We start from the raw sequence: 19592 nt of genomic DNA on the forward strand, positions 1-19592 counted from the left end.
TGTAGAGAAGAGAGGTTGTTAGGATTTATGAACGCTTGGATACTATTAGTGAACATTGCAGTAGGCTCTGTCATCGGTGGAGTGACGAATGAGTTAGCCATCCGAATGCTGTTTAAACCAGTAAAACCGTGGTATATAGGCAGATGGAAAGTGCCTTTTACCCCGGGTTTGATCCCGAGAAGACGGGACGATATCGCGATACAAATGGGCAGACTCGTCGAAGAACATTTGCTGACGACAGAGGGGGTCAAGCGTGCGCTGAACCAAAGTGGTTTGGAGAGCACACTGACAGGATGGATGAACACCATCGCTCGGGATTGGATGGCAGATGAGCGTAGTCTGCGTCAAGCATTGCTCACGGTAATGCCACAGTTATTTAAGGATGACGGAACGTGGAGTGAGGGTGTCCGCGCGCCTATCGAGTCGAAATGGGGTGCCTTTGTCGATCAGGTTCTGGCACAATATGAAGAGAAAAAACTGCGAGAGTTGGTAACGGACAATGGACGCGAGCGTTTGGATGCTGCACTTGGCAGTGCGAGCGAACTACTCTTGAAACGTTTCCGTGAATATTTGCATTCCCCGGAAGGCCAGCAAACCTTGCAAAACATGGTTCGCGGATTACTCGGTGGAGGCGGAGGCATGTTTGGTGGCTTGGTCGGGATGTTTCTTGGGGATGACAAGATTTTGGGCAAGATTCTCCCGTATCTCGATGAGCTTTTGCAAAGCAGAGAGCTTTCAGAACGCGTGCACCACTTTTTACATAAGGAAGCGGACAAGCTCTTGGACAAAAATGTGGGTGAAGTGGTTGCCTGGATTGGGCGAGATCAGGTGGACGATTGGGCGCGGAAGCTTTTTGCCAAGCTGGAGGAGCAAAGCCTGCGCATCGTGGACGAGCCTCTGTCTCGTTTGACGGCGCCTATTTCTGAAACGGTGACAACGGAACTCGTTCCTCGTTTGGCCAAGTGGATGGTGGACACGCTGCAGCAAAACATAGAGAGAATATTTTCGCGCCTGGCCATCCGGGATATTGTTACCCGGCAAGTAGAGGGTTTCCCCATTGAAAGAATTGAAGAGATGGTAGTCGGAATCTCAGGCAAGGAATTCCGTATGATTACCGTGCTTGGATTTATCCTCGGCGGGATTATTGGGCTTGTCCAAGGTATATTGGCAAATTTGGTCAGTTAAACAAAACTGAAAAGAAACTGTAACTGTGTTGTAATAATCCTGTAATATTCCTTGGGTATGATAAAAGCACGATGAAAACCCCCTTAATGATATACTTTCTGGTCGGTAGCTTTCGAAAAAGCTACCCTTTTTTTTTGCCCCGCCTTCGGGTATATTGGTCGAAGGAGCGCACGTACATGGAACGGGTGGGAGAAAAGGAAGGGGGAATAGCAATATGGCAACGAAGCATGAACAAATCTTGCAACATATTGATCGCCTTCCGATCGGTTCGAAGATTTCCGTGCGGCAGATCGCGAAAGACCTGGATGTGAGTGAAGGGACTGCATACCGCGCGATCAAGGAAGCGGAAACACAAGGATACGTCAGCACGATTGAGCGTGTCGGTACGGTGAGAATCGAGAAGAAGCAAAAGGAAAATATTGAACGTTTGACCTTTGCGGAGGTTGTGAACATCGTCGATGGTCATGTGCAAGCCGGACGCGAAGGCTTACACAAGACCTTGAATAAATTTGTAATAGGGGCCATGCAGCTCGAAGCCATGATGCGCTATATCGATGCCGGGAGTCTCTTGATTGTCGGTAACCGCTACCAGGCGCACAAAATCGCTTTGCAGCAAGGGGCTGCTGTTTTAATTACCGGGGGATTCGATACAAGCGAGGAAATCAAGCAGCTGGCTGACCGCTTAGCGCTGCCAATCATCTCCTCCAGCTACGACTCCTTTACGGTAGCTTCGATGATTAACCGGGCCATTTACGATCGCCTGATCAAAAAAGAAATCGTAATGGTTGAGGATATTTTGAAGCCGCTAGCAGAAACGCCTGTCTTATTGACTTCAGATTCTGTTGCCAAGTGGCACCAGTATACGGAGCTGTATCAGGACACGAGATTCCCCGTTGTTGACGAGCAGATGCGGCTGATCGGGATTGTTACCTCCAAAGACATCATCGGTCATGAGGAGACTGCAATGATCGACAAGGTCATGACGAAGAACCCGATCACGACCTCGCCGCGGGTATCCGTAGCGTCATCTGCGCACACCATGGTGTGGGAAGGAATCGAGCTATTGCCTGTCGTAGACAATCATCGCAAGCTCGTAGGGGTCTTGAGCCGCAACGACGTGTTAAAAGCACTGCAATTTACAGCTAAGCAACCACAGATGAGTGAAACGTTCCCGAATCTGATCATGTCTCATTTCCGTGAGGAGCGACAGGCAGATGAGATGGTCTATCTGGGGGATGTGAGCCCACAAATGACCAACCACCTCGGTACGATTGCCAGCGGAATCATGACGACGGTCATGGTCGAGGCTGCTTGTAACCTGTTGCGCCACCATCGTCGAGGAGACATGGTACCGGAAAATATCACCGTCTATTTCCTGAAGCCAGTCCAGATGGAAAGCCATATCGAAGTGAAGCCGCGCCTATTGGACATCAGCCGCCGCTTCGGAAAAGTCGAAGTATCGGTATTCCATGGCGAACAGCTCGTGGGGCAGGCTATGATTACGGCGCAAATAATTGAGCGTTAGAAGAAAGGAACAGTCTCTTATGGACTGTTCTTTTTTGTGTTGAAAAGTGGCTGTAGTGGGGGAGAAGAAGCGCATTTCCAGTCTACGCTTCGGCCTCCGCCCCGCAAGGGGTGTGAACTGTCCGCTTCGGAATAAATGGCGGGAGCGCTTCAAACGTTGAAGTTTCGAGGAAGTATTCCATAAGTGAAGCTTAAATTCCCCGCCATTTATTCCTACGCTGAGATGGGCTCCAGAGGCGCTTGGACTGGAAATGCGCTTCTTCTACGCAGCTTTGGTAAAGGCATCCTGAAAGTTAATTCATGAGGCGAAAATCATCCTGATAAACGAACAAATCAAGCCGCAACTAAACAGACAGCCGATTCAAGGAAAAAGGAGAAATAAGCGAGGCTCTTTGGGACACCAGCCGAGGCGCAGTGGAAAAAGGGAAACACGCCTTTAAGCGTCCACCTCTGAACATGCTCCATGGGGAGGACTACTTTGGACGCGGTTTCCCTTTTTCCACTGCCACTAACAGCAACGGTTAAGGGTATTTTAAACGTCCTAGAATTGACAGGAAAAGCAATGCAACTTATCATCTAATTAGAACATCATCTAATTGAAACGATCAATCAAAGAAAGGAGTACCCCATTTTGCAATTAGACCAACTCGTCACCTTTTACAAAGCACTCGGAGACCCGACGCGCGTACGCATTCTCGCGATTTTGGCAAATGGCCCCCTGCATGGACAGGCGTTGGCAGGCAAGCTCGGTGTGACACCTCCCACTATTACTCACCATATGGCAAAGCTTCGGGAAGCAGGTGTCGTTTACGAACGGCGTGATAAAAACACCATTTACTTTTACCTGCACGAAGCCAATGTAAAACGCCAGTCGCAGGCAATCGTGAACGTCATGGAAAAAGCAAAGGATTCGACAGCAGAGGACATTTTTGCACAAGACAATTCTCATGTTCAAAGGAGGCATCAGATGGCAGCGGAAAAAATGCAGGTCATTCGCAGCTTCATTACGCCAGATGGCAAGCTGAAACAAATCCCGTCCCAGCGTAAGAAAAAGCTGATCGTCTTTGAATACATGGTTCGAGGGTTAGAAAAAGACCGCAAATACAAGGAACCAGAGATCAACGAATACATTCGCCAATTCCACGAAGATTATGCTACGATTCGCAGGGAATTCATCATGAATCATTATATGTATCGGGAAGAAGGCATCTACGAGCTGAACCCGGAGGAAATGTGGGCAAAAGCCGAAGACCTGCAATAGCTGGGAATCGTTCCCTCCTGAACTGAACAGAAAAAAGGACAACCTTCGGCACTGCCGCTCAGGTTGTCGAAGCAATAGAATGTCACACAAATCCATTATAGCGAAAGCTCTATCGGGTTTGTATGATAAACAGCTGGGAATAGAGGAAAAGTATTTCCAGCGTTGCTTCTCCCCAAATGAAAAAGGCATGTGAACGTAAATTTGTTCTCATGCCCTTTTTTTATACCCCTTTTTTCAATTCTGCTTGCCAAGCTGTACGATAACGGAAATAATTGCGCGTTCCCAAAAATAAATTCATAGCCCCTACAATCAGCATGATCAATGCAACGACAATGCGGATCGTATCGAGCGAATCAAAAGTAAACTGATTGATGCCGAACAAAGAAACGAGTATCCCCAATGACACATTCATCTTCCCCAGCAGCATACGCGATTCAAGAGGATGGATGCCTCGTCTGCGAGCATGGATACTATAGTAGACGCTGGCTACTAGGGAAGCGAGAATACCGGTCATGTAAAAGGCAGACCACATAGATGGATTCATCCTTTCTAGCCATTCTGGTATTACCCATCCTACCAAAATCAGGGGATAACGGTCAAACACAAGTAAGAACGTTTGTTCTTATCGTCCGTATGGGCTATACTTCCGGTATAATGTAAGAGAGAAAGTTTCAATCGTGAAAAGTGAGAGGGGTAATATCATGACCTCCTTTGTCCATTTGCATGTTCATACGGAGTACAGTCTGCTGGATGGAGCAGCACGTATCGATGCGCTAGTGAAGCGAGCCAGCGAATTGGGCATGCATGCACTGGCGATGACAGACCATGCCAATCTGTACGGGGCGATCCCGTTTTATAAAGCTTGTCTGGAGGCAGGCATCCAACCGATTATCGGGATGGAAATATACGTAATAGAGGGAAATCTTCAAGATCGCGTGCGAAATGCACCGCCGCCTAGTCATCTGATCGTTCTCGCTGAAAACGAAACGGGCTACCGGAATCTCCTGAGGCTGGCGACAATCGCGAACACAGACGGCAACTACATCCTTCCGCGTCTCAACAAAGAAGTGTTGGCAAAGCATACAGACGGCCTCATAGCACTAAGCGGCTGTCAGCAAGGGGAAGTACCCAAGCTGTTACTGGCTGGAGAAGCGGACGCTGCGAAGGAAGCAGCCCGCAAGTATCAGCGAATGTTTGGAGAGCACCATTTTTACTTGGAGCTGGCTGATCACGGACTGGAAGTGGAGCGCAGGCTGAATGCTCGTCTCGTGAAACTGAGCCAGGAGACGGGGATTCCGCTGATTGCGACGAACAACGTTCACTACATCCACAGGGAGGATCACCAGCAGCATGATATCTTGTTGGCGATCAAGGAAGGCAAGACGGTTGGCGAAGAAAACCGTTTTCGCTATGAGACGGATCAATACTATCTGAAAAGTGCCGAGGAAATGGCGGCGCTCTTTGCCTTTGCTCCCCAGGCGTTAGCGAATACGATAGCAGTTGCTGACAGGTGCAAGCTGAACCTTACCTTTGGCGTGCATATTTTGCCGGAATTTCCTTTGGCAGAGGGACAAGATTCGACGCAGTATTTGCGTGAACTGTGTGAAAAGGGCTGCCGGGAGCGATACGGCGAGATTACGCCAGAGGCACAAGCGCGTCTGGATCACGAGCTGGCGATTATTACAGGGACGGGCTTCACCGATTACTTCCTGATCGTATGGGATTTCATGCGGTACGCTCACGAGAACGGGATACCGACGGGACCTGGACGCGGGTCTGCGGCAGGTAGCCTGGTCGCGTACGTATTGAAAATCACGAATGTCGATCCACTTCGCTTTCACTTGCTCTTTGAACGCTTCCTCAACCCAGAGCGGGTGACGATGCCCGATATTGATATCGATTTTTCCGTAGAGCGTCGTGACGAAGTCATTCACTATGTAGCGAGCAAATACGGTCATGATCGCGTCGCCCAGATCATTACCTTTGGTACGATGGCGGCTCGTGCAGCTGTGCGCGATGTTGGACGGGCGCTAGGCTTGTCTTTGGGCATCGTGGATCGTGTTGCCAAAATGATTCCGCAATCGCCAGGCATGACGATTGAACGGGCGATGCAGATCAACCCGGATATCGGCAAGCTGTGCGCAGAAAACAAACAGGCAGCACAACTGATCGAAACGGCAAGGGGCGTAGAAGGTTTACCGCGTCACGCCTCTACGCATGCGGCGGGTGTCGTCATTTCGCGTGAACCGCTGACGAATTACGTTCCATTACAGACGGGCAACGAAGGCTTGGCCCTTACTCAGTATCCGATGGAGATTCTCGAAGAAGTCGGTTTGTTGAAGATGGACTTCCTCGGCTTGCGCAATTTGACAATCATTCAGGAGACGTTGCGTCATTTGCAGGAGCAGGGAATATCGCTTGATCTGGATAAGCTGCCGACAGACGACGAGAAAACATTTCGCATGCTCTCCCGTGGGGAGACAACCGGCATTTTCCAATTGGAATCTTCGGGGATGCGCAATGTGCTGCGAGATTTGAAGCCGAGCAGCCTTGATGACATCATTGCGGTTCTGGCATTGTATCGCCCGGGGCCGATGGAGATTATCCCGCAGTATATCGCCGCCAAACACGGGCAGAGCAAAGTGCAGTACGCACATCCGGTGCTCGAGCCGATTTTGCGGGAGACGCACGGTTTTATGATTTATCAGGAGCAAATCATGCAGATTTCCTCAACACTGGCAGGCTTCAGCCTTGGTGAGGCAGATATTTTGCGCCGAGCGGTCGGGAAAAAGAAACGGGAGCTATTGGCGGAGCAGCGGGAGAAGTTCGTGGCCGGTTGTGTCCGGCAAGGGTACGGAGAAGAGCTGGGCAATCAAGTCTACGATTTGATTGTGCGCTTTGCCGATTATGGCTTCAACAAAGCCCACTCGGTTGCTTATGCGGTTATCGCCTACCAGATGGCTTATTTGAAAGCAACGTATCCCCTTGCGTTCATGGCAGCGCTATTATCCTTGTCCATTGGAAGTCAAACGAGGATTGCCGAATACACGGAGGAAGCGCGGCGACTGCAGCTTACCGTACTCGGGCCTGACGTAAATAAGAGCTTGGCCTACTTTACAGTGGAGCAGGATGCGATTCGCTTTGGTTTGGCCGCAGTGAAAAACGTCGGCTACGGTGCCATTGAATCGATCGTGAAAGAGCGCAAAGGCAGACCGTATCGCGATGTTTTTGATTTTTGTGCGCGCGTGGATGCGCGGTTAGTCAATCGCAGAGTAGTAGAGTCGCTCACTTTATGCGGCGCGTTGGACTCGTTGCCAGGCCATCGCAGTCAGCTTTTGCTATTGCTGGATGAAGCGGTAGGGAAGGCAAACAGCAAGAGAATTGAGCGAGACGCCAACCAACTCAATCTATTTGCGGGAGAAGAAGATACGACACCTTTGCGCGAGCCAGCAGAATATCCCGAGGTACCGCCGCTCTCACATACACAGCAATTAAAAGAGGAGCGGGATTTGATCGGGGTATACATCTCCGGTCATCCACTTGATCAGTTTGCTCATGTCGCGAACCGCCCGGAAGTATCGGTTATCTCTTCGTTGGGGGATGTGCCACGCGACAAGACGGTAAAAGTCTTTGGAATGATTACGGAAGCCAGACGCATCCAAACGAAAAAAGGGGACCCGATGGCATTTATTACGCTAGAGGACAAAACCGCACCAGTAGAGCTGGTCGTTTTCCCGCAGGTGTATGCGAAGTACGGGCCACTGCTCGAGCGCGAACAAATCGTCGTGGCAGAAGCCCGAGTCGATCACCAGGAAGACATGGTCAAGCTCTTGGCTTCCCGCTTCTGGGATGCACAAACGCTGCCGCAGCCGAAGTCTGAGACTGTATTATTTGTCAAAATATCTGCAGAGCAAGAGCACGATTCGACGCTGCAAAAACTTTCACGCTTGTTTGTCGAAAAAAAAGGAACGATTCCTGTTATCCTCTTCTACGAGGGAAAAAGACAGACAATTCGCCTGCCAGAAGCAAATTGGGTAGACGTAGATGAGTCATTTTTGGAGCAAGCGCGAGAAATTGTGGGGCCTGACAGCGTAATTCGGAAAGAAATGCCTATAAATTGGGGAGGATGAGGAATGTCCTCCCTTTTTCGCCGTTTTCGGCAGGTTTACAGGAGAACAGTTTTTTATTATATTGAGAGCATAACTCAATGAGTGGTCAGACCACTTGGAATACCCCAGGCGTTTTTACTGCCTACAAGCAATCATAGAAACTATTATCGTGAAATGGAGTGGGATCTCATGTCCAACCTGAGAGAGGAAGCACTGGAGCTTCACAGAAAACATCAAGGAAAATTGGAGGCAGTGACCAAGGTACCCGTTCGCAATGCTTACGATCTGAGTCTAGCCTATTCTCCTGGGGTTGCTGAACCTTGCAAAGATATTTTCGATGACAAGTCCAAAGTGTACGATTACACGATGAAAGGCAATCTGGTTGCAGTAGTCAGCGACGGTACTGCCGTACTGGGTCTCGGAAACATCGGACCAGAAGCAGCAATGCCGGTTATGGAAGGGAAAGCGGTTTTGTTCAAATCCTTCGCAGGCGTAGATGCATTCCCGATCTGCTTGAATACGACAGATGTAGATAAAATTGTAGAGACAGTAAAACTGCTCGAGCCTACTTTTGGTGGCGTGAACTTGGAAGATATCGCAGCTCCTGCATGCTTCGAAATCGAAGAGCGTCTGAAGCGCGAAACAAACATCCCGATTTTCCACGATGACCAACACGGTACAGCAATCGTTACAGCGGCAGGTCTGATCAATGCGCTGCGCGTGGTGGACAAAAAGCTGGAAGATATCCGCGTAGTAGCGAACGGTGCAGGTGCAGCTGGTATCGCAATCATGAAGCTTTTGATTTCCATGGGCGTGAAAGAAGTCATCATGGTTGATACAAAAGGAATCGTGTACGAAGGCCGTCCATTCGGTATGAACCCGGTGAAGGAACAAATGGCGAAAATTACGAACCGCAGCATGCTGCAAGGTGACCTGGCTGATGCAATGAAGGGCGCTGACGTATTCGTCGGTGTATCCGTAGCTGGCGCTGTTACACAAGACATGGTTCGTTCGATGAACCGCGATCCGATCATTTTCGCTATGGCAAACCCAGTACCAGAAATCATGCCGCAAGAAGCAAAAGAAGCAGGTGCGGCAGTAATCGGTACAGGCCGTTCCGACTTCCCGAACCAAGTAAACAACGTACTGGCATTCCCGGGAATCTTCCGTGGCGCGTTGGATGTACGTGCAACGGAGATCAACGAAGAAATGAAGCTGGCTGCTGTATATGCAATCGCAGACCTGATCACGCCAGAAGAGCTTACTGCGGATAAAGTAATCCCTTCCGCATTCGATCCACGTGTTGCGCCAAACGTAGCTGCGGCAGTAGCAAAAGCAGCGATGGAAACAGGTGTTGCTCGCATCACAGTTGATCCGGAAGAAGTAAAACAAAAGACAACGAAATTGACAGCTATCTCTTACCAAGAAGCGTAAAATACTCTTTATCGAGGCACCGACGACACCCTCCGCGAAAAAACGTAGGCTTCTTACAAACGTGGAGGGTGCTCCTCGTTGAAGGTACGAGTAAGGGGGATAATCGTGCTCGACTCTTCTCAAGATCGAAAGGTTTACGAAGGAATTCTCCTGCAACTTCATGAAATCATTCAGGAGCAAAACTTGCGGCCCGGGGACAAGCTGCCGTCTGAGCGAGAGCTGTCCGAACAACTGGGAGCAGGGCGTTCCTCTGTACGCGAGGCTCTTCGGGCTCTCGAGCTGCTCGGACTCATTGAGACACGTCGCGGAGAAGGCACCTTCCTCAAGCATTACCGGCACAATCGACTGATCGATATTCTTGGCTTTTTTATCCTACGGGATACCAAAACCAAGAAGGACTTGATCGAAATGCGGCGAATGCTAGAGCTGGATGCTGTCCGCCTAGCCTGTAGACGGGCGACGGACAAGCATTTTGATGAAATGGAACGCATCCTGGCCATTGCAGAGGAAAGAGTAGCAAGGGGCGAGGTGCCTGCGGAGGAAGACTATCAGTTTCATCGTGTCATATGTCGCTCCAGCCGTAACTCGATTTTGCATCGCATCTGGACGCCTTTGGTTGAGTACAGCAACAGTATTCGCATTGAATCACTGTCGCGCGAAGGCAGAGCAAGTGCAGCACTCGTAGAGCATCGACAGATTATGGAAGCCATTCGCGAAGGCGATGTGAACGTCGCATTAGAGAGAATGAAACAGCATTTGGAGAACAGCAAGCTTTAGTTTTCCCTCAATTTGCGAGGGGCGCTGGCGCTGTGATATGATGATGCAGACCTGTATTGGACGATTGAGGAGGAAGCCAGCATGTGGACGGTCATCTACATCGCTCCTAGCGCTAGAATTGCAGAACGGATACAGCAACGTTTGACAGATGAAGGGTTTTTGGTAAAGGTTCGCGAAGGCAGGGTCTCCAAGCAATACGAGATTCTCGTGCCCGAGAGCGAACTAAACGAAGTCCGGGATGTTCTCGGCACGATCCTTCACTGAAGAGAAAGGTGGGTGTACCTGTGCTTAAAGATCTGTTTGGGAAAAAGCGCAAATTCGCTACAGTTCCTTCAGAGACACTAGCACGTGTCCCTGCTTCCACCGACATGAGCAAGGAAGCGGGTACGAAAGAAAAGGAAGTCCCTGAGGGATTGATGAATAAATGCCCACATTGTGGGACGATTCACTACTCGAAGGATTTGGAGAAGAACTTGCGCGTCTGCAAAGGCTGCCAGTTCCACTACTCCATGTCCGCTCCAGAGCGTCTGCAAGCGCTTCTGGATGATGGGGTTCTGACAGAAGAATTTGATGCCAATTTGATAACAGCCAATCCACTCGGTTTTCCTGGCTATTTGGAAAAACTGGAGCAAGATATGGCCAACACCAATTTGAACGAGGCGATCATTACAGGTGAAGGTCTCCTGAGTGGGAACCGCATCGTGATTGGGGTCATGGATTCTCGTTTCCGTATGGCGAGTATGGGATCGGTCGTCGGGGAAAAAATCACGCGCGCAATTGAGCAAGCGATCGAACGGCGTTTGCCTTTCATTTTGTTCAGTGCATCTGGTGGAGCACGCATGCAAGAAGGTGTGTTGAGCCTGATGCAAATGGCGAAAACCAGCGCAGCGTTGTCTCGATTGGATCGCGAACGCTTGCTGTTTGTCTCGGTCATGACAAATCCTACATATGGTGGGGTATCAGCGAGCTTTTCTTCGTTGGGAGATTACAATATCGCAGAACCAGGAGCTATGATCGGTTTTGCTGGGCGTCGAGTCATTGAGCAAACGATCCGTCAGGAGTTGCCAAAAGACTTCCAAACAGCGGAATTCTTGTTAAAAAACGGGCAACTCGATATGGTGGTACACCGTAAGGATATGCGAAATACGCTGTCCAAACTGGTAGAGATGCACACGTCTCGGGAAGGAGTAGAAACATGGCAGGCGAGCTCTCCTTTGAAAAGCCATTAGTAGAATTACAGGATAAGATTAAGGAATTGCGCCGTTTTACTGAGGAAAAGGGAATTGACTTCTCTGACGAAGTACAGCGTCTCGAACAAAAATCAAAAGAGCTTGCTGTGCAAATTTACGGCAATTTGACTCCATGGCAACGCGTACAGCTGGCTCGTCATCCGGAACGGCCAACGACTTTGGACTATATACAACTACTTTTTACTGATTTTATCGAGGTTCATGGAGACCGTTTGTTCGGAGACGACCATTCGATTGTGGGTGGAATTGCCAAGCTGGATGGACGTCCGGTTACGGTTATCGGTCACCAAAAAGGGAAAGACACGAAAGACAACATCAAGCGTAATTTCGGGATGGCTCATCCAGAAGGCTACCGGAAGGCATTGCGCATTATGCAGCAGGCGGATAAATTCGGTCGCCCGATCATCTGCTTTATCAATACATCAGGGGCATATCCTGGAAAAGCGGCAGAAGAGCGCGGTCAGAGCGAAGCGATTGCTCGCAATCTGCGTGAAATGGCGACATTTGGCGTGCCGATTATTTGTATCGTCATCGGGGAAGGCGGAAGCGGCGGAGCCTTGGCGATTAGCGTAGGTAACCGCATCTATATGTTGGAGAATTCCTATTACTCCGTGATTGCACCGGAGAGTGCCGCCGCGATTCTCTGGAGAGATTCCAGCTTGGGTATGCGGGCAGCGGAGACGATGAAAATTACGGCACCTGATTTGTTGGAATTAGGAGTCATTGATGGAATTATTGATGAACCATTCGGAGGAGCCCATCGTGATTTGATCGCGCAGGCAGGCATGGTCAAGGCGGTCATCACGGAACAACTAGAACAGCTAGGGCGTTTAACTCCAGATGAATTGATACAGGACCGTTACGAGAAGTTTAAGCAGATCGGAGAATTCGCCTCCCTGTAAGAAACAGGGGGCGTTTTTTTCTTTTTTCTCCGAGGAAAATCTGCTACAATCGAAGTCGGATGAAAGAGTTATCAGAGCTTTCAAAAAGTATGGCACATATCTTTTGATTGTATAACAGATATGAGGATTTGAGTGATACAGCATGTTTCATACAAAGTATGGTACATACTGTTTCCGTTAAATGACATGCTAAAGACGATACGATTGGAGAGGTGGATTCCATGCGGAAACTTGCAGTTCTCACTAGCGGTGGAGATTCTCCTGGAATGAATGCCGCAGTCCGGGCGGCTGTACGTCGTGCTCATTTTCACGAGGTACAAATGTTTGGGGTTTACCACGGATACGAAGGGCTGATGAGGGGAGATATCACGGAGATGTCTCTAGGCTCTGTTGGGGATATTATCCAACGGGGAGGAACCATTCTCTACTCCGCTCGCAGTGAAGCGTTCAAGACGGAAGCCGGACAGCAAAGAGCGGTGGAGCAATTACGTACTCATGGAATTGAGGGTCTGATTGTCATTGGGGGAGATGGGTCGTTTCGCGGTGCGCAGAAGCTAACCGAAAAAGGCTTCCCGACTATTGGCGTACCGGGTACGATTGATAATGATATTCCATGCACCGATTTCACGATCGGGTTTGATACGGCATTGAATACCGTTGTGGAAGCAATCGATAAAATCCGCGATACGGCCACTTCGCATGAACGCACGTACATTATTGAAGTAATGGGGCGAGATGCTGGCGACCTGGCATTGTGGGCAGGGCTTGCGGCTGGTGCCGAGTCCATTATGATCCCGGAAGCGTCGCAGGAGATGGACGACATTATTGAGCGACTGCATGCTGGACAACGCCGTGGCAAAAAGCATTCCATCATCATTGTGGCGGAAGGGGTAGGAAGTGCCGCTTCGTACGCCGAAGCGATCACGAAAGAGACAGGCTGGGAGACTCGTGTGACGGTACTCGGTCATATTCAGCGTGGTGGTTCCCCTACTGCGATGGACCGAATGCTGGCAAGCCGAATGGGTGCCGCAGCTGTCGATTTGTTGCTGGAAGGCAAGCAGGACCGAATGGTTGGGATTCAGAACAACCAGATCGTGGATGTTGATTTTCAAGAAGCATTGGCGAAAAAGCATCAATTGGATTTATCTATTTATCAATTGGCGCGCACGCTATCTATATAATACTGACAGTTTTCGGAGTGTCGAGGAGGCTTACATCCTATGTTAAGGAAAGCAAAAATTGTGTGTACCATCGGACCAGCGAGTGAATCGGTTGAAACGCTGAAAAAACTCATCGAAGCAGGAATGAACGTAGCGCGTTTGAATTTCTCGCACGGTTCCCATGAGGAGCATGCGGCCCGAATTGTAAACATTCGCCAGGCATCAAAAGAAACCGGGAAACCCGTTGCAATCCTGTTGGATACAAAAGGTCCTGAAATTCGCACGGGTACGCTTGCAGTAGATGCAGTCGAGCTCGTAGAAGGAAATACGCTGATCCTCACCACTGAGGAAGTAGCGGGTACCGCAGAGCGCGTCTCCATTACGTATCCGGAATTGCCTGGTGATGTAAAAATCGGCGATACGATCTTGATCGACGACGGCTTGATCGGGTTGACTGTACAAGAAGTGAGTGACACCGAAATCATCTGCTTGATCAAAAACGGCGGAACACTGAAGAGCAAAAAAGGCGTCAATGTTCCTGGTGTCAAAATCAACTTGCCAGGTATCACAGAAAAGGATGCGCAGGATATTGAATTCGGTATTGAACAAGGAGTCGATTTCATTGCGGCTTCCTTCGTCCGAAAAGCTTCGGATATCTTGGAGATTCGCCAAATCCTGGAGCGCCATAACGTGCGTATCGATATTATCGCGAAAATCGAAAACCAGGAAGGCGTCGATAATGTAGACGAAATTTTGGTAGTAACAGATGGAATCATGGTTGCGCGTGGTGATTTGGGCGTAGAGATTCCGGCAGAAGAAGTACCACTTGTTCAGAAGAAGCTGATCAAAAAATGTAACGAACTCGCGAAGCCAGTTATTACGGCGACACAAATGCTTGATTCCATGCAGCGCAACCCACGTCCAACACGTGCGGAAGCGAGTGACGTTGCGAATGCCATTTTCGATGGGACAGACGCAATCATGCTCTCTGGAGAGACGGCTGCCGGTAAATACCCGGTTGAGTCTGTCGAAACCATGGTGCGCATTGCTGTACGTGCAGAGCAAGAGCTGAATTATCGTGAGATCTTGTACGCACAAGCACAGCTCAAACAAGTGACGATTACCGATGCCATCAGCCAAGCTGTATCCAATGCAGCACTGGATCTGGACGCAGCGGCAATCATTACTGCGACTGAAAGCGGACACACAGCTCGCATGGTATCCAAGTTCCGTCCAAAAGCACCAATCGTGGCTGTAACGCCGCACGAAGCGATTATTCGCCGTCTTGCACTCGTAAATGGCGTGTATCCGGTGAAGGGCGAAATGGCGAATAGCACCGATGAAATGCTGGAGATGTCTGTTCAAGAGGCGCTTGATACAGGCTTCGTTCGTCATGGCGATCTCGTTGTGATCACAGCAGGCGTGCCTGTGCGTGAGGTTGGGACAACGAATCTGATGAAAATCCACGTCATTGGGGATGTGGTAGCAAAAGGACAAGGAATCGGCCGAAAAGTTGTCACCAACAAGGTAGTGATTGCCAGATCCGCTGAAGAGGCGCTGGCAAAGGTAGAAGAAGGTGCAATCCTGGTTACCATCGGTACCGACTCCGATATGATTGAAGCGTTTGGCAAGGCTGGAGCGGTGATTTGCGAAGAGGGAGGACTTACTTCTCACGCAGCCATTGTAGGCCTGAATCTCGGCATTCCAGTCATCGTAGGTGTGCAATTTGCTACGGATGTATTGAAGGACGGGCAAATCGTAACGGTGGATTCTGAACGTGGGCATATTTATTCAGGACATGCCCGGATTCTGTAGGTAATACTATTCAACTTTAATGAAGAATGCCTCTGAAGGGTGACCAAGTGTCACCCTTTTTGGCTTGGTGGAAAAAGGATTAGCCGACGAACTGCTTGATAAGTTTTACCAGATAACGGCGATTATTAGGTGATGCAAAGCGAGTGGGAATCTGTTAAAATCGGTCGGTGGCTTTGTGCCAGAACGGATGAAATCCATACGTTCGGGGTTTCCAAATCATGACAGAATGGGTGTTGTAGGGCTCGTTCTCAGGAAAAGGCTGAACGTAAAATGGTCCTTTTGTACGTCCAATGTTCGGGATTTTGTGTCAAGTGTTTTTTTAGGGTGAACACAACATCTAGTATTGTCGAAAATTATTTTGCACAATATATAGGTGAAACTATTGAGTTTTACAGATAAAGATAGTTAAACTAGAGAGGAAAGATTCGAAGGAGGAACGATATGCTGGCGACCGAAACCGTATCCCGAACTCAATTTTTGCGGGATGAATTCTTAAATCAATATCCTGATTTTCCGAACCATATGAGTCCTCTTGGACAATTTGTTTACTACCGTACTTATTCTCGCTTTGTACCGGAAAAAGGAAGACGGGAAACGTGGAAAGAAACTTGCCGCCGCTCGGTGGATTACAATATTAAGCTGGCTTATCAGCATTTGAACAAAATCGGAATGTATGCCGATTCCCGCGCAATGGAAAAAGAGGCAGAAGGATTGTTTGACAACATGTTCAACCTTCGCCAGTTTTTGTCCGGCCGTACCTTGTGGGTTGGCGGTGCAGACAACGGCGTAGCGGATTTGTATCCGTTGGCGAACTTCAACTGCTCCTTCCTGAACATCAAGTCTTGGGATGACTTGGGCGATTTGTTCTACCTTCTCTTGGTAGGAACTGGCGTAGGCTTCAAATGCACGAAGGAAATGGCTGCTGGACTGGGCCCGATTCGCACGAATGTCTCGCTGCTTTCTTCTGAATACAGACCGCTGCCAAAGCATCAACGCCTGGAGCGCTCTGAGCTGAATGTACTGGATAACGGCTTTGCCAAAATTTATGTGGGAGACAGTAAAGAAGGCTGGGTAGAATCCCTCCGTCTCTACCTGCAAATTTTGACAGATTCCACTTACGAGCACATTCACACCGTGAAAATCTCTTATAACAGCGTGCGTCCGAAAGGCGAGCGACTGAAGCGTTTTGGCGGTACAGCTAGTGGTCATGAGCCGCTTCGCGAAATGTTTGAAGGAATCGATAAAGTGTTGAAAAACCAAATCGACCAGCATTTGGCACCAATCGAGAGTGATGAAATAGGATACGGTAAAATCCGTCCGATACATATTCTCGACATTGGAAACCTCATCGGAGCAAACGTTGTGGTAGGTGGCGTACGCCGTACAGCGGAAATTTTCCTGTTTGATCACGATGACTATGAGTGCATGCTGGCGAAATACGGCATCAATGGTTTCTGGACGGAGGATCAGCTGAACCATCACCGTCGTGTAGGCGAGCTGTTGGGAGAGCACAAGCCTGTATGGTTTGACAGCATCCAAAACGTAGGAGACGGACGCTTTGGTCTGGATCACCGCCGTATGTCGAACAACTCCATCGCCTTTACCAAACAACCAACTAAGCCATTCTTGAACCTCGTGTTCACTTTGATGCAATTGGAAGGCGAACCAGGCTTCATCAACCTGGAAGAAGCAAACCGTCGCCGCCCAAATGCAGAGGGCTTGAACCCTTGTGCAGAAATCCTGCTCGATTCTTATGGCGTCTGCAACCTGACGACAGTCAATCTGGTTGAATTCGTGAAGGATCGCGGGGATGGCTCCAAGTATCTGGATCTCGATGGCTTGCTGGAAGCACAGCGCAAATCTGCTCGTGCCGGTCTGCGCATGACGCTGGTTACGTTGGAGCTGCCGCATTGGGATACCGTTCAACAGCGTGACCGCTTGCTCGGAACTTCTCTTACTGGAGTGAAGGATGCGTTGGCATCCCTTGGCTATACAGAAGAGCAAGAGCTCGAACTGCTGCGCCAGCTGGGCGATGCTGCTCGTGACGAGGCGAACCGTTATGCGTATGAGCTGCGTGTGAACTCTCCACTCTTGGTAACGACTGTGAAGCCGGAAGGTACGCTGTCTCAGGTAGCTGGTGGTGTCTCCAGCGGTCTGCACTGGTCCCATTCGCCGTACTACATCCGCCGCATTCGCATCAATGCTGAGGATCCATTGGCAAAAGCGGTACAAACTCTCGGCTGGACAGTCAACCCAGAGGTAGGAACACCAGGCGAAACGTATGAAGAGCGCATGGCAAATGCACGTACACTCGTCATCGATTTCCCTGTAGCATCAGGCGCAGAAGAAACGAAGAACGAAGTAAGTGCAAAACGCCAATTCGATACGTACTTCCGTTTCCAGAAGGAATATACGGAGCACAACTCTTCGAACACCATTACTGTACGTAAGGAAGAATGGGCAGAAGTAGAAGACATCGTATACGATAACTGGGATAATTTCGTAGGTGTATCCTTCTTGCAATTGGATGGAGGAAACTACCAATTGGCTCCTTACGAAGAGTGCACCAAAGAACAGTACGAGGCATTGAAGCAGTCCATGAAGCCGTTTGATCCTGCGATTTTGCAGCAGTATGAAACTGGCGGCGAAGCTGATCTGTCCACGGCTGAATCTTGCGAAGGCGGAGCTTGCCCGATTCGTTAAGCGATCCGAATAATAAGAGCAGGGGGAGACTGGTAGAAACAGTCTGCCCCTGTTTTTTTATGTGGCTGCGGTGGAGAGAAGAATATTTCCAGTCTAGGCTCCAGGCTCCGTCCTGCTGGGGGCTGGGGCTGTCCGCTCCGAAGGGATTCGCGGGGAAACGCAAAAGTGGTAGCCGCTACGTAGCGTGAGCACGGTTGCGTTTCTTTTTCCCGCGAATCCCTTCTCCGCTCGGCTGGACTCCACAAGTCGCTACGTCTGGAAATATTCTTCTCTAGCGTTACAGATGAGATTCTTCAATCTTTTAATGCCTTTAAGACTCGTTTAAGGACGAAAAGCTCGTAGAGGAAACAGGAGAAAAAAGCGAAGATCTTAGGGACACCGACCGAGACGGAATGCAAAAAGCGAAACATGATTTTAAGCGTCCACCTCTGAGACAGCAACTTGAATGGACCACTTTGGACGCGGTTTCGCTTTTTGCATGGAGTCGGGCAGTTAATCCCACAGCGGGTGGCCCTAGAATCTGAGCGTTTTCTCCTGTTTCCTCCCCACCACTACAGCCACATAGGGGTACTATGGTACAATCATCCTATAGAGAAAGGAGCGATCTAAAATGACTCCCATTATTCATTCCCATCGATTGCGTGTCCGCTATGGAGAAACCGATCAGATGGGTGTGGTCTACCATACGAATTACTTGAACTGGTTTGAAGTAGGAAGAACAGAACTGATTCGCCATGCGGGGATTACCTATCGTGAACTCGAGGAAAAAGGCGTACTTCTGCCTGTCACAGATGCGAACATCTCTTACAAACAGCCCGCTCGTTATGACGATGAGGTGGAAATACGGACACGTGTAAAAGAGATCAGTCCTGTCCGTCTCACTTTTGCTTACGAGGTTGTTAGATTGCCTGACCAACAGCTGTTGGTGTCAGGAGAAACAATGCATGTATTTACCAACGCAGCTTTGAGGCCGATTCGCTTGTCCCGAGCGGTGCCTGACATCTATGATTGGTTGGACTCCCAGCATAAAGGAGGGGAATAGGCATGTTCCGCTTTTTTGCCATTCTATTTGTCGTAGCGTTTGGTTTAGAGCTTTGGGGGCTTATTACTATTGGTTCGTGGATTGGCGGCTGGAATACAGTCATGCTGGTCATTCTCACAGGGATCTTGGGAGCTTGGCTTGCGAAGCAGCAGGGGATGCAAGTATTCCGCATGGTTCAACACCAGTTGTCGCGTGGGCAAATGCCTACCGATTCGCTCATTGACGGTGTCTTGATCTTGATCGGTGGTATTTTGCTCTTGTTGCCTGGATTCGTCACAGATGTGATTGGACTGGTCTTCCTCATTCCGTACACACGGATGATCATTCGTCATCTGTTGAAGCGCTGGCTGTGGAACCTCATCTCGTCTGGTCGTGTTCAATTGTTTTTCCGCCGCTAATACTAAAATTCCCTATAAAAAAGAACCGCTCC

Annotated in this window: 15 protein-coding genes; 14 read left to right on the forward strand and 1 reads right to left on the reverse strand. The window is 49.4% G+C overall.

What is annotated here, in order from left to right; all coding sequences use genetic code 11:
* The first annotated feature begins 27 nt into the window (after nt 1-27).
* From HP567_RS09770 to HP567_RS09780, 3 genes are all read left to right on the forward strand, one after another.
* Nucleotides 28-1185 (forward strand): DUF445 domain-containing protein, encoded by a 1158-nt coding sequence (locus tag HP567_RS09770; RefSeq protein ID WP_173608880.1) that lies wholly within the window; start codon nt 28-30, stop codon nt 1183-1185.
* A gap of 214 nt (nt 1186-1399) precedes the next feature.
* On the forward strand, nt 1400-2710 hold the full coding sequence (locus tag HP567_RS09775) for a DRTGG domain-containing protein (RefSeq protein WP_137030251.1): 1311 nt from the start codon (nt 1400-1402) through the stop codon (nt 2708-2710).
* A 630-nt stretch (nt 2711-3340) separates the two neighbouring features.
* A complete protein-coding gene (locus HP567_RS09780) occupies nt 3341-3970 on the forward strand; it encodes a DUF2087 domain-containing protein (RefSeq protein ID WP_173608879.1) in 630 nt (209 codons plus the stop codon).
* Between the two features lie 220 nt (nt 3971-4190).
* On the opposite strand, the gene HP567_RS09785 is transcribed toward HP567_RS09780, so the two are convergent.
* Complete coding sequence (locus tag HP567_RS09785; RefSeq protein WP_173608878.1) at nt 4191-4502, reverse strand: YtpI family protein; 312 nt, start codon at nt 4500-4502, stop codon at nt 4191-4193.
* 169 nt (nt 4503-4671) lie between these two features.
* Between HP567_RS09785 and HP567_RS09790 the strand changes: the two genes are divergently transcribed.
* The 11 genes from HP567_RS09790 to HP567_RS09840 all read left to right on the forward strand — a co-directional run bounded on the left by HP567_RS09790 (nt 4672) and on the right by HP567_RS09840 (nt 19560).
* On the forward strand, nt 4672-8100 hold the full coding sequence (locus HP567_RS09790; protein WP_173608877.1) for a DNA polymerase III subunit alpha: 3429 nt from the start codon (nt 4672-4674) through the stop codon (nt 8098-8100).
* A gap of 168 nt (nt 8101-8268) precedes the next feature.
* Nucleotides 8269-9513, forward strand: a complete 1245-nt coding sequence (locus tag HP567_RS09795; RefSeq protein WP_017250746.1) for an NAD(P)-dependent malic enzyme — start codon at nt 8269-8271, stop codon at nt 9511-9513.
* A gap of 105 nt (nt 9514-9618) precedes the next feature.
* A complete protein-coding gene (locus HP567_RS09800; protein ID WP_047070614.1) occupies nt 9619-10290 on the forward strand; it encodes a FadR/GntR family transcriptional regulator in 672 nt (223 codons plus the stop codon).
* An 81-nt stretch (nt 10291-10371) separates the two neighbouring features.
* The gene (locus HP567_RS09805) at nt 10372-10554 is read left to right on the forward strand and encodes a glutamate decarboxylase (protein WP_173608876.1); all 183 of its coding nucleotides are present in this window, start codon (nt 10372-10374) and stop codon (nt 10552-10554) included.
* A 20-nt stretch (nt 10555-10574) separates the two neighbouring features.
* Nucleotides 10575-11519, forward strand: coding sequence for an acetyl-CoA carboxylase, carboxyltransferase subunit beta (accD, locus tag HP567_RS09810; protein ID WP_173608875.1), 945 nt, complete (start codon nt 10575-10577; stop codon nt 11517-11519).
* The gene (gene accA / locus HP567_RS09815; RefSeq protein ID WP_173608874.1) at nt 11486-12442 is read left to right on the forward strand and encodes an acetyl-CoA carboxylase carboxyl transferase subunit alpha; all 957 of its coding nucleotides are present in this window, start codon (nt 11486-11488) and stop codon (nt 12440-12442) included. Before accD ends, accA begins: the two co-directional genes overlap by 34 nt.
* 221 nt (nt 12443-12663) lie before the next feature.
* On the forward strand, nt 12664-13623 hold the full coding sequence (pfkA, locus tag HP567_RS09820) for a 6-phosphofructokinase (RefSeq protein WP_173608873.1): 960 nt from the start codon (nt 12664-12666) through the stop codon (nt 13621-13623).
* Nucleotides 13624-13662: 39 nt separating this feature from the next.
* A complete protein-coding gene (pyk, locus tag HP567_RS09825) occupies nt 13663-15417 on the forward strand; it encodes a pyruvate kinase (RefSeq protein WP_173608872.1) in 1755 nt (584 codons plus the stop codon).
* A 441-nt stretch (nt 15418-15858) separates the two neighbouring features.
* Complete coding sequence (gene nrdJ, locus HP567_RS09830; RefSeq protein WP_173608871.1) at nt 15859-18120, forward strand: ribonucleoside-triphosphate reductase, adenosylcobalamin-dependent; 2262 nt, start codon at nt 15859-15861, stop codon at nt 18118-18120.
* A 610-nt stretch (nt 18121-18730) separates the two neighbouring features.
* Nucleotides 18731-19162, forward strand: a complete 432-nt coding sequence (locus HP567_RS09835; RefSeq protein WP_173608870.1) for an acyl-CoA thioesterase — start codon at nt 18731-18733, stop codon at nt 19160-19162.
* A gap of 2 nt (nt 19163-19164) precedes the next feature.
* Nucleotides 19165-19560: an FxsA family protein gene (locus tag HP567_RS09840; RefSeq protein ID WP_173608869.1), complete on the forward strand. Its 396-nt coding sequence runs from the start codon at nt 19165-19167 to the stop codon at nt 19558-19560.
* The last annotated feature ends 32 nt before the right edge of the window (nt 19561-19592 follow it).

The organism is Brevibacillus sp. M2.1A (genome assembly GCF_013284355.2).
GTDB lineage: Bacteria > Bacillota > Bacilli > Brevibacillales > Brevibacillaceae > Brevibacillus.

Excerpts from the sequence above, each read along its gene's own strand:
- HP567_RS09770 (WP_173608880.1), top strand. The coding sequence starts at position 28 with ATGAACGCTTGGATACTATTAGTGAACATTGCAGTAGGCTCTGTCATC.
- pfkA (WP_173608873.1), top strand. The coding sequence starts at position 12,664 with ATGCGGAAACTTGCAGTTCTCACTAGCGGTGGAGATTCTCCTGGAATG.
- accA (WP_173608874.1), top strand. The coding sequence starts at position 11,486 with ATGGCAGGCGAGCTCTCCTTTGAAAAGCCATTAGTAGAATTACAGGAT.
- HP567_RS09795 (WP_017250746.1), top strand. The coding sequence starts at position 8,269 with ATGTCCAACCTGAGAGAGGAAGCACTGGAGCTTCACAGAAAACATCAA.
- pyk (WP_173608872.1), top strand. The coding sequence starts at position 13,663 with ATGTTAAGGAAAGCAAAAATTGTGTGTACCATCGGACCAGCGAGTGAA.
- HP567_RS09775 (WP_137030251.1), top strand. The coding sequence starts at position 1,400 with ATGGCAACGAAGCATGAACAAATCTTGCAACATATTGATCGCCTTCCG.
- nrdJ (WP_173608871.1), top strand. The coding sequence starts at position 15,859 with ATGCTGGCGACCGAAACCGTATCCCGAACTCAATTTTTGCGGGATGAA.
- HP567_RS09790 (WP_173608877.1), top strand. The coding sequence starts at position 4,672 with ATGACCTCCTTTGTCCATTTGCATGTTCATACGGAGTACAGTCTGCTG.
- HP567_RS09835 (WP_173608870.1), top strand. The coding sequence starts at position 18,731 with ATGACTCCCATTATTCATTCCCATCGATTGCGTGTCCGCTATGGAGAA.
- HP567_RS09840 (WP_173608869.1), top strand. The coding sequence starts at position 19,165 with ATGTTCCGCTTTTTTGCCATTCTATTTGTCGTAGCGTTTGGTTTAGAG.
- HP567_RS09805 (WP_173608876.1), top strand. The coding sequence starts at position 10,372 with ATGTGGACGGTCATCTACATCGCTCCTAGCGCTAGAATTGCAGAACGG.
- HP567_RS09785 (WP_173608878.1), bottom strand. The coding sequence starts at position 4,502 with ATGTGGTCTGCCTTTTACATGACCGGTATTCTCGCTTCCCTAGTAGCC.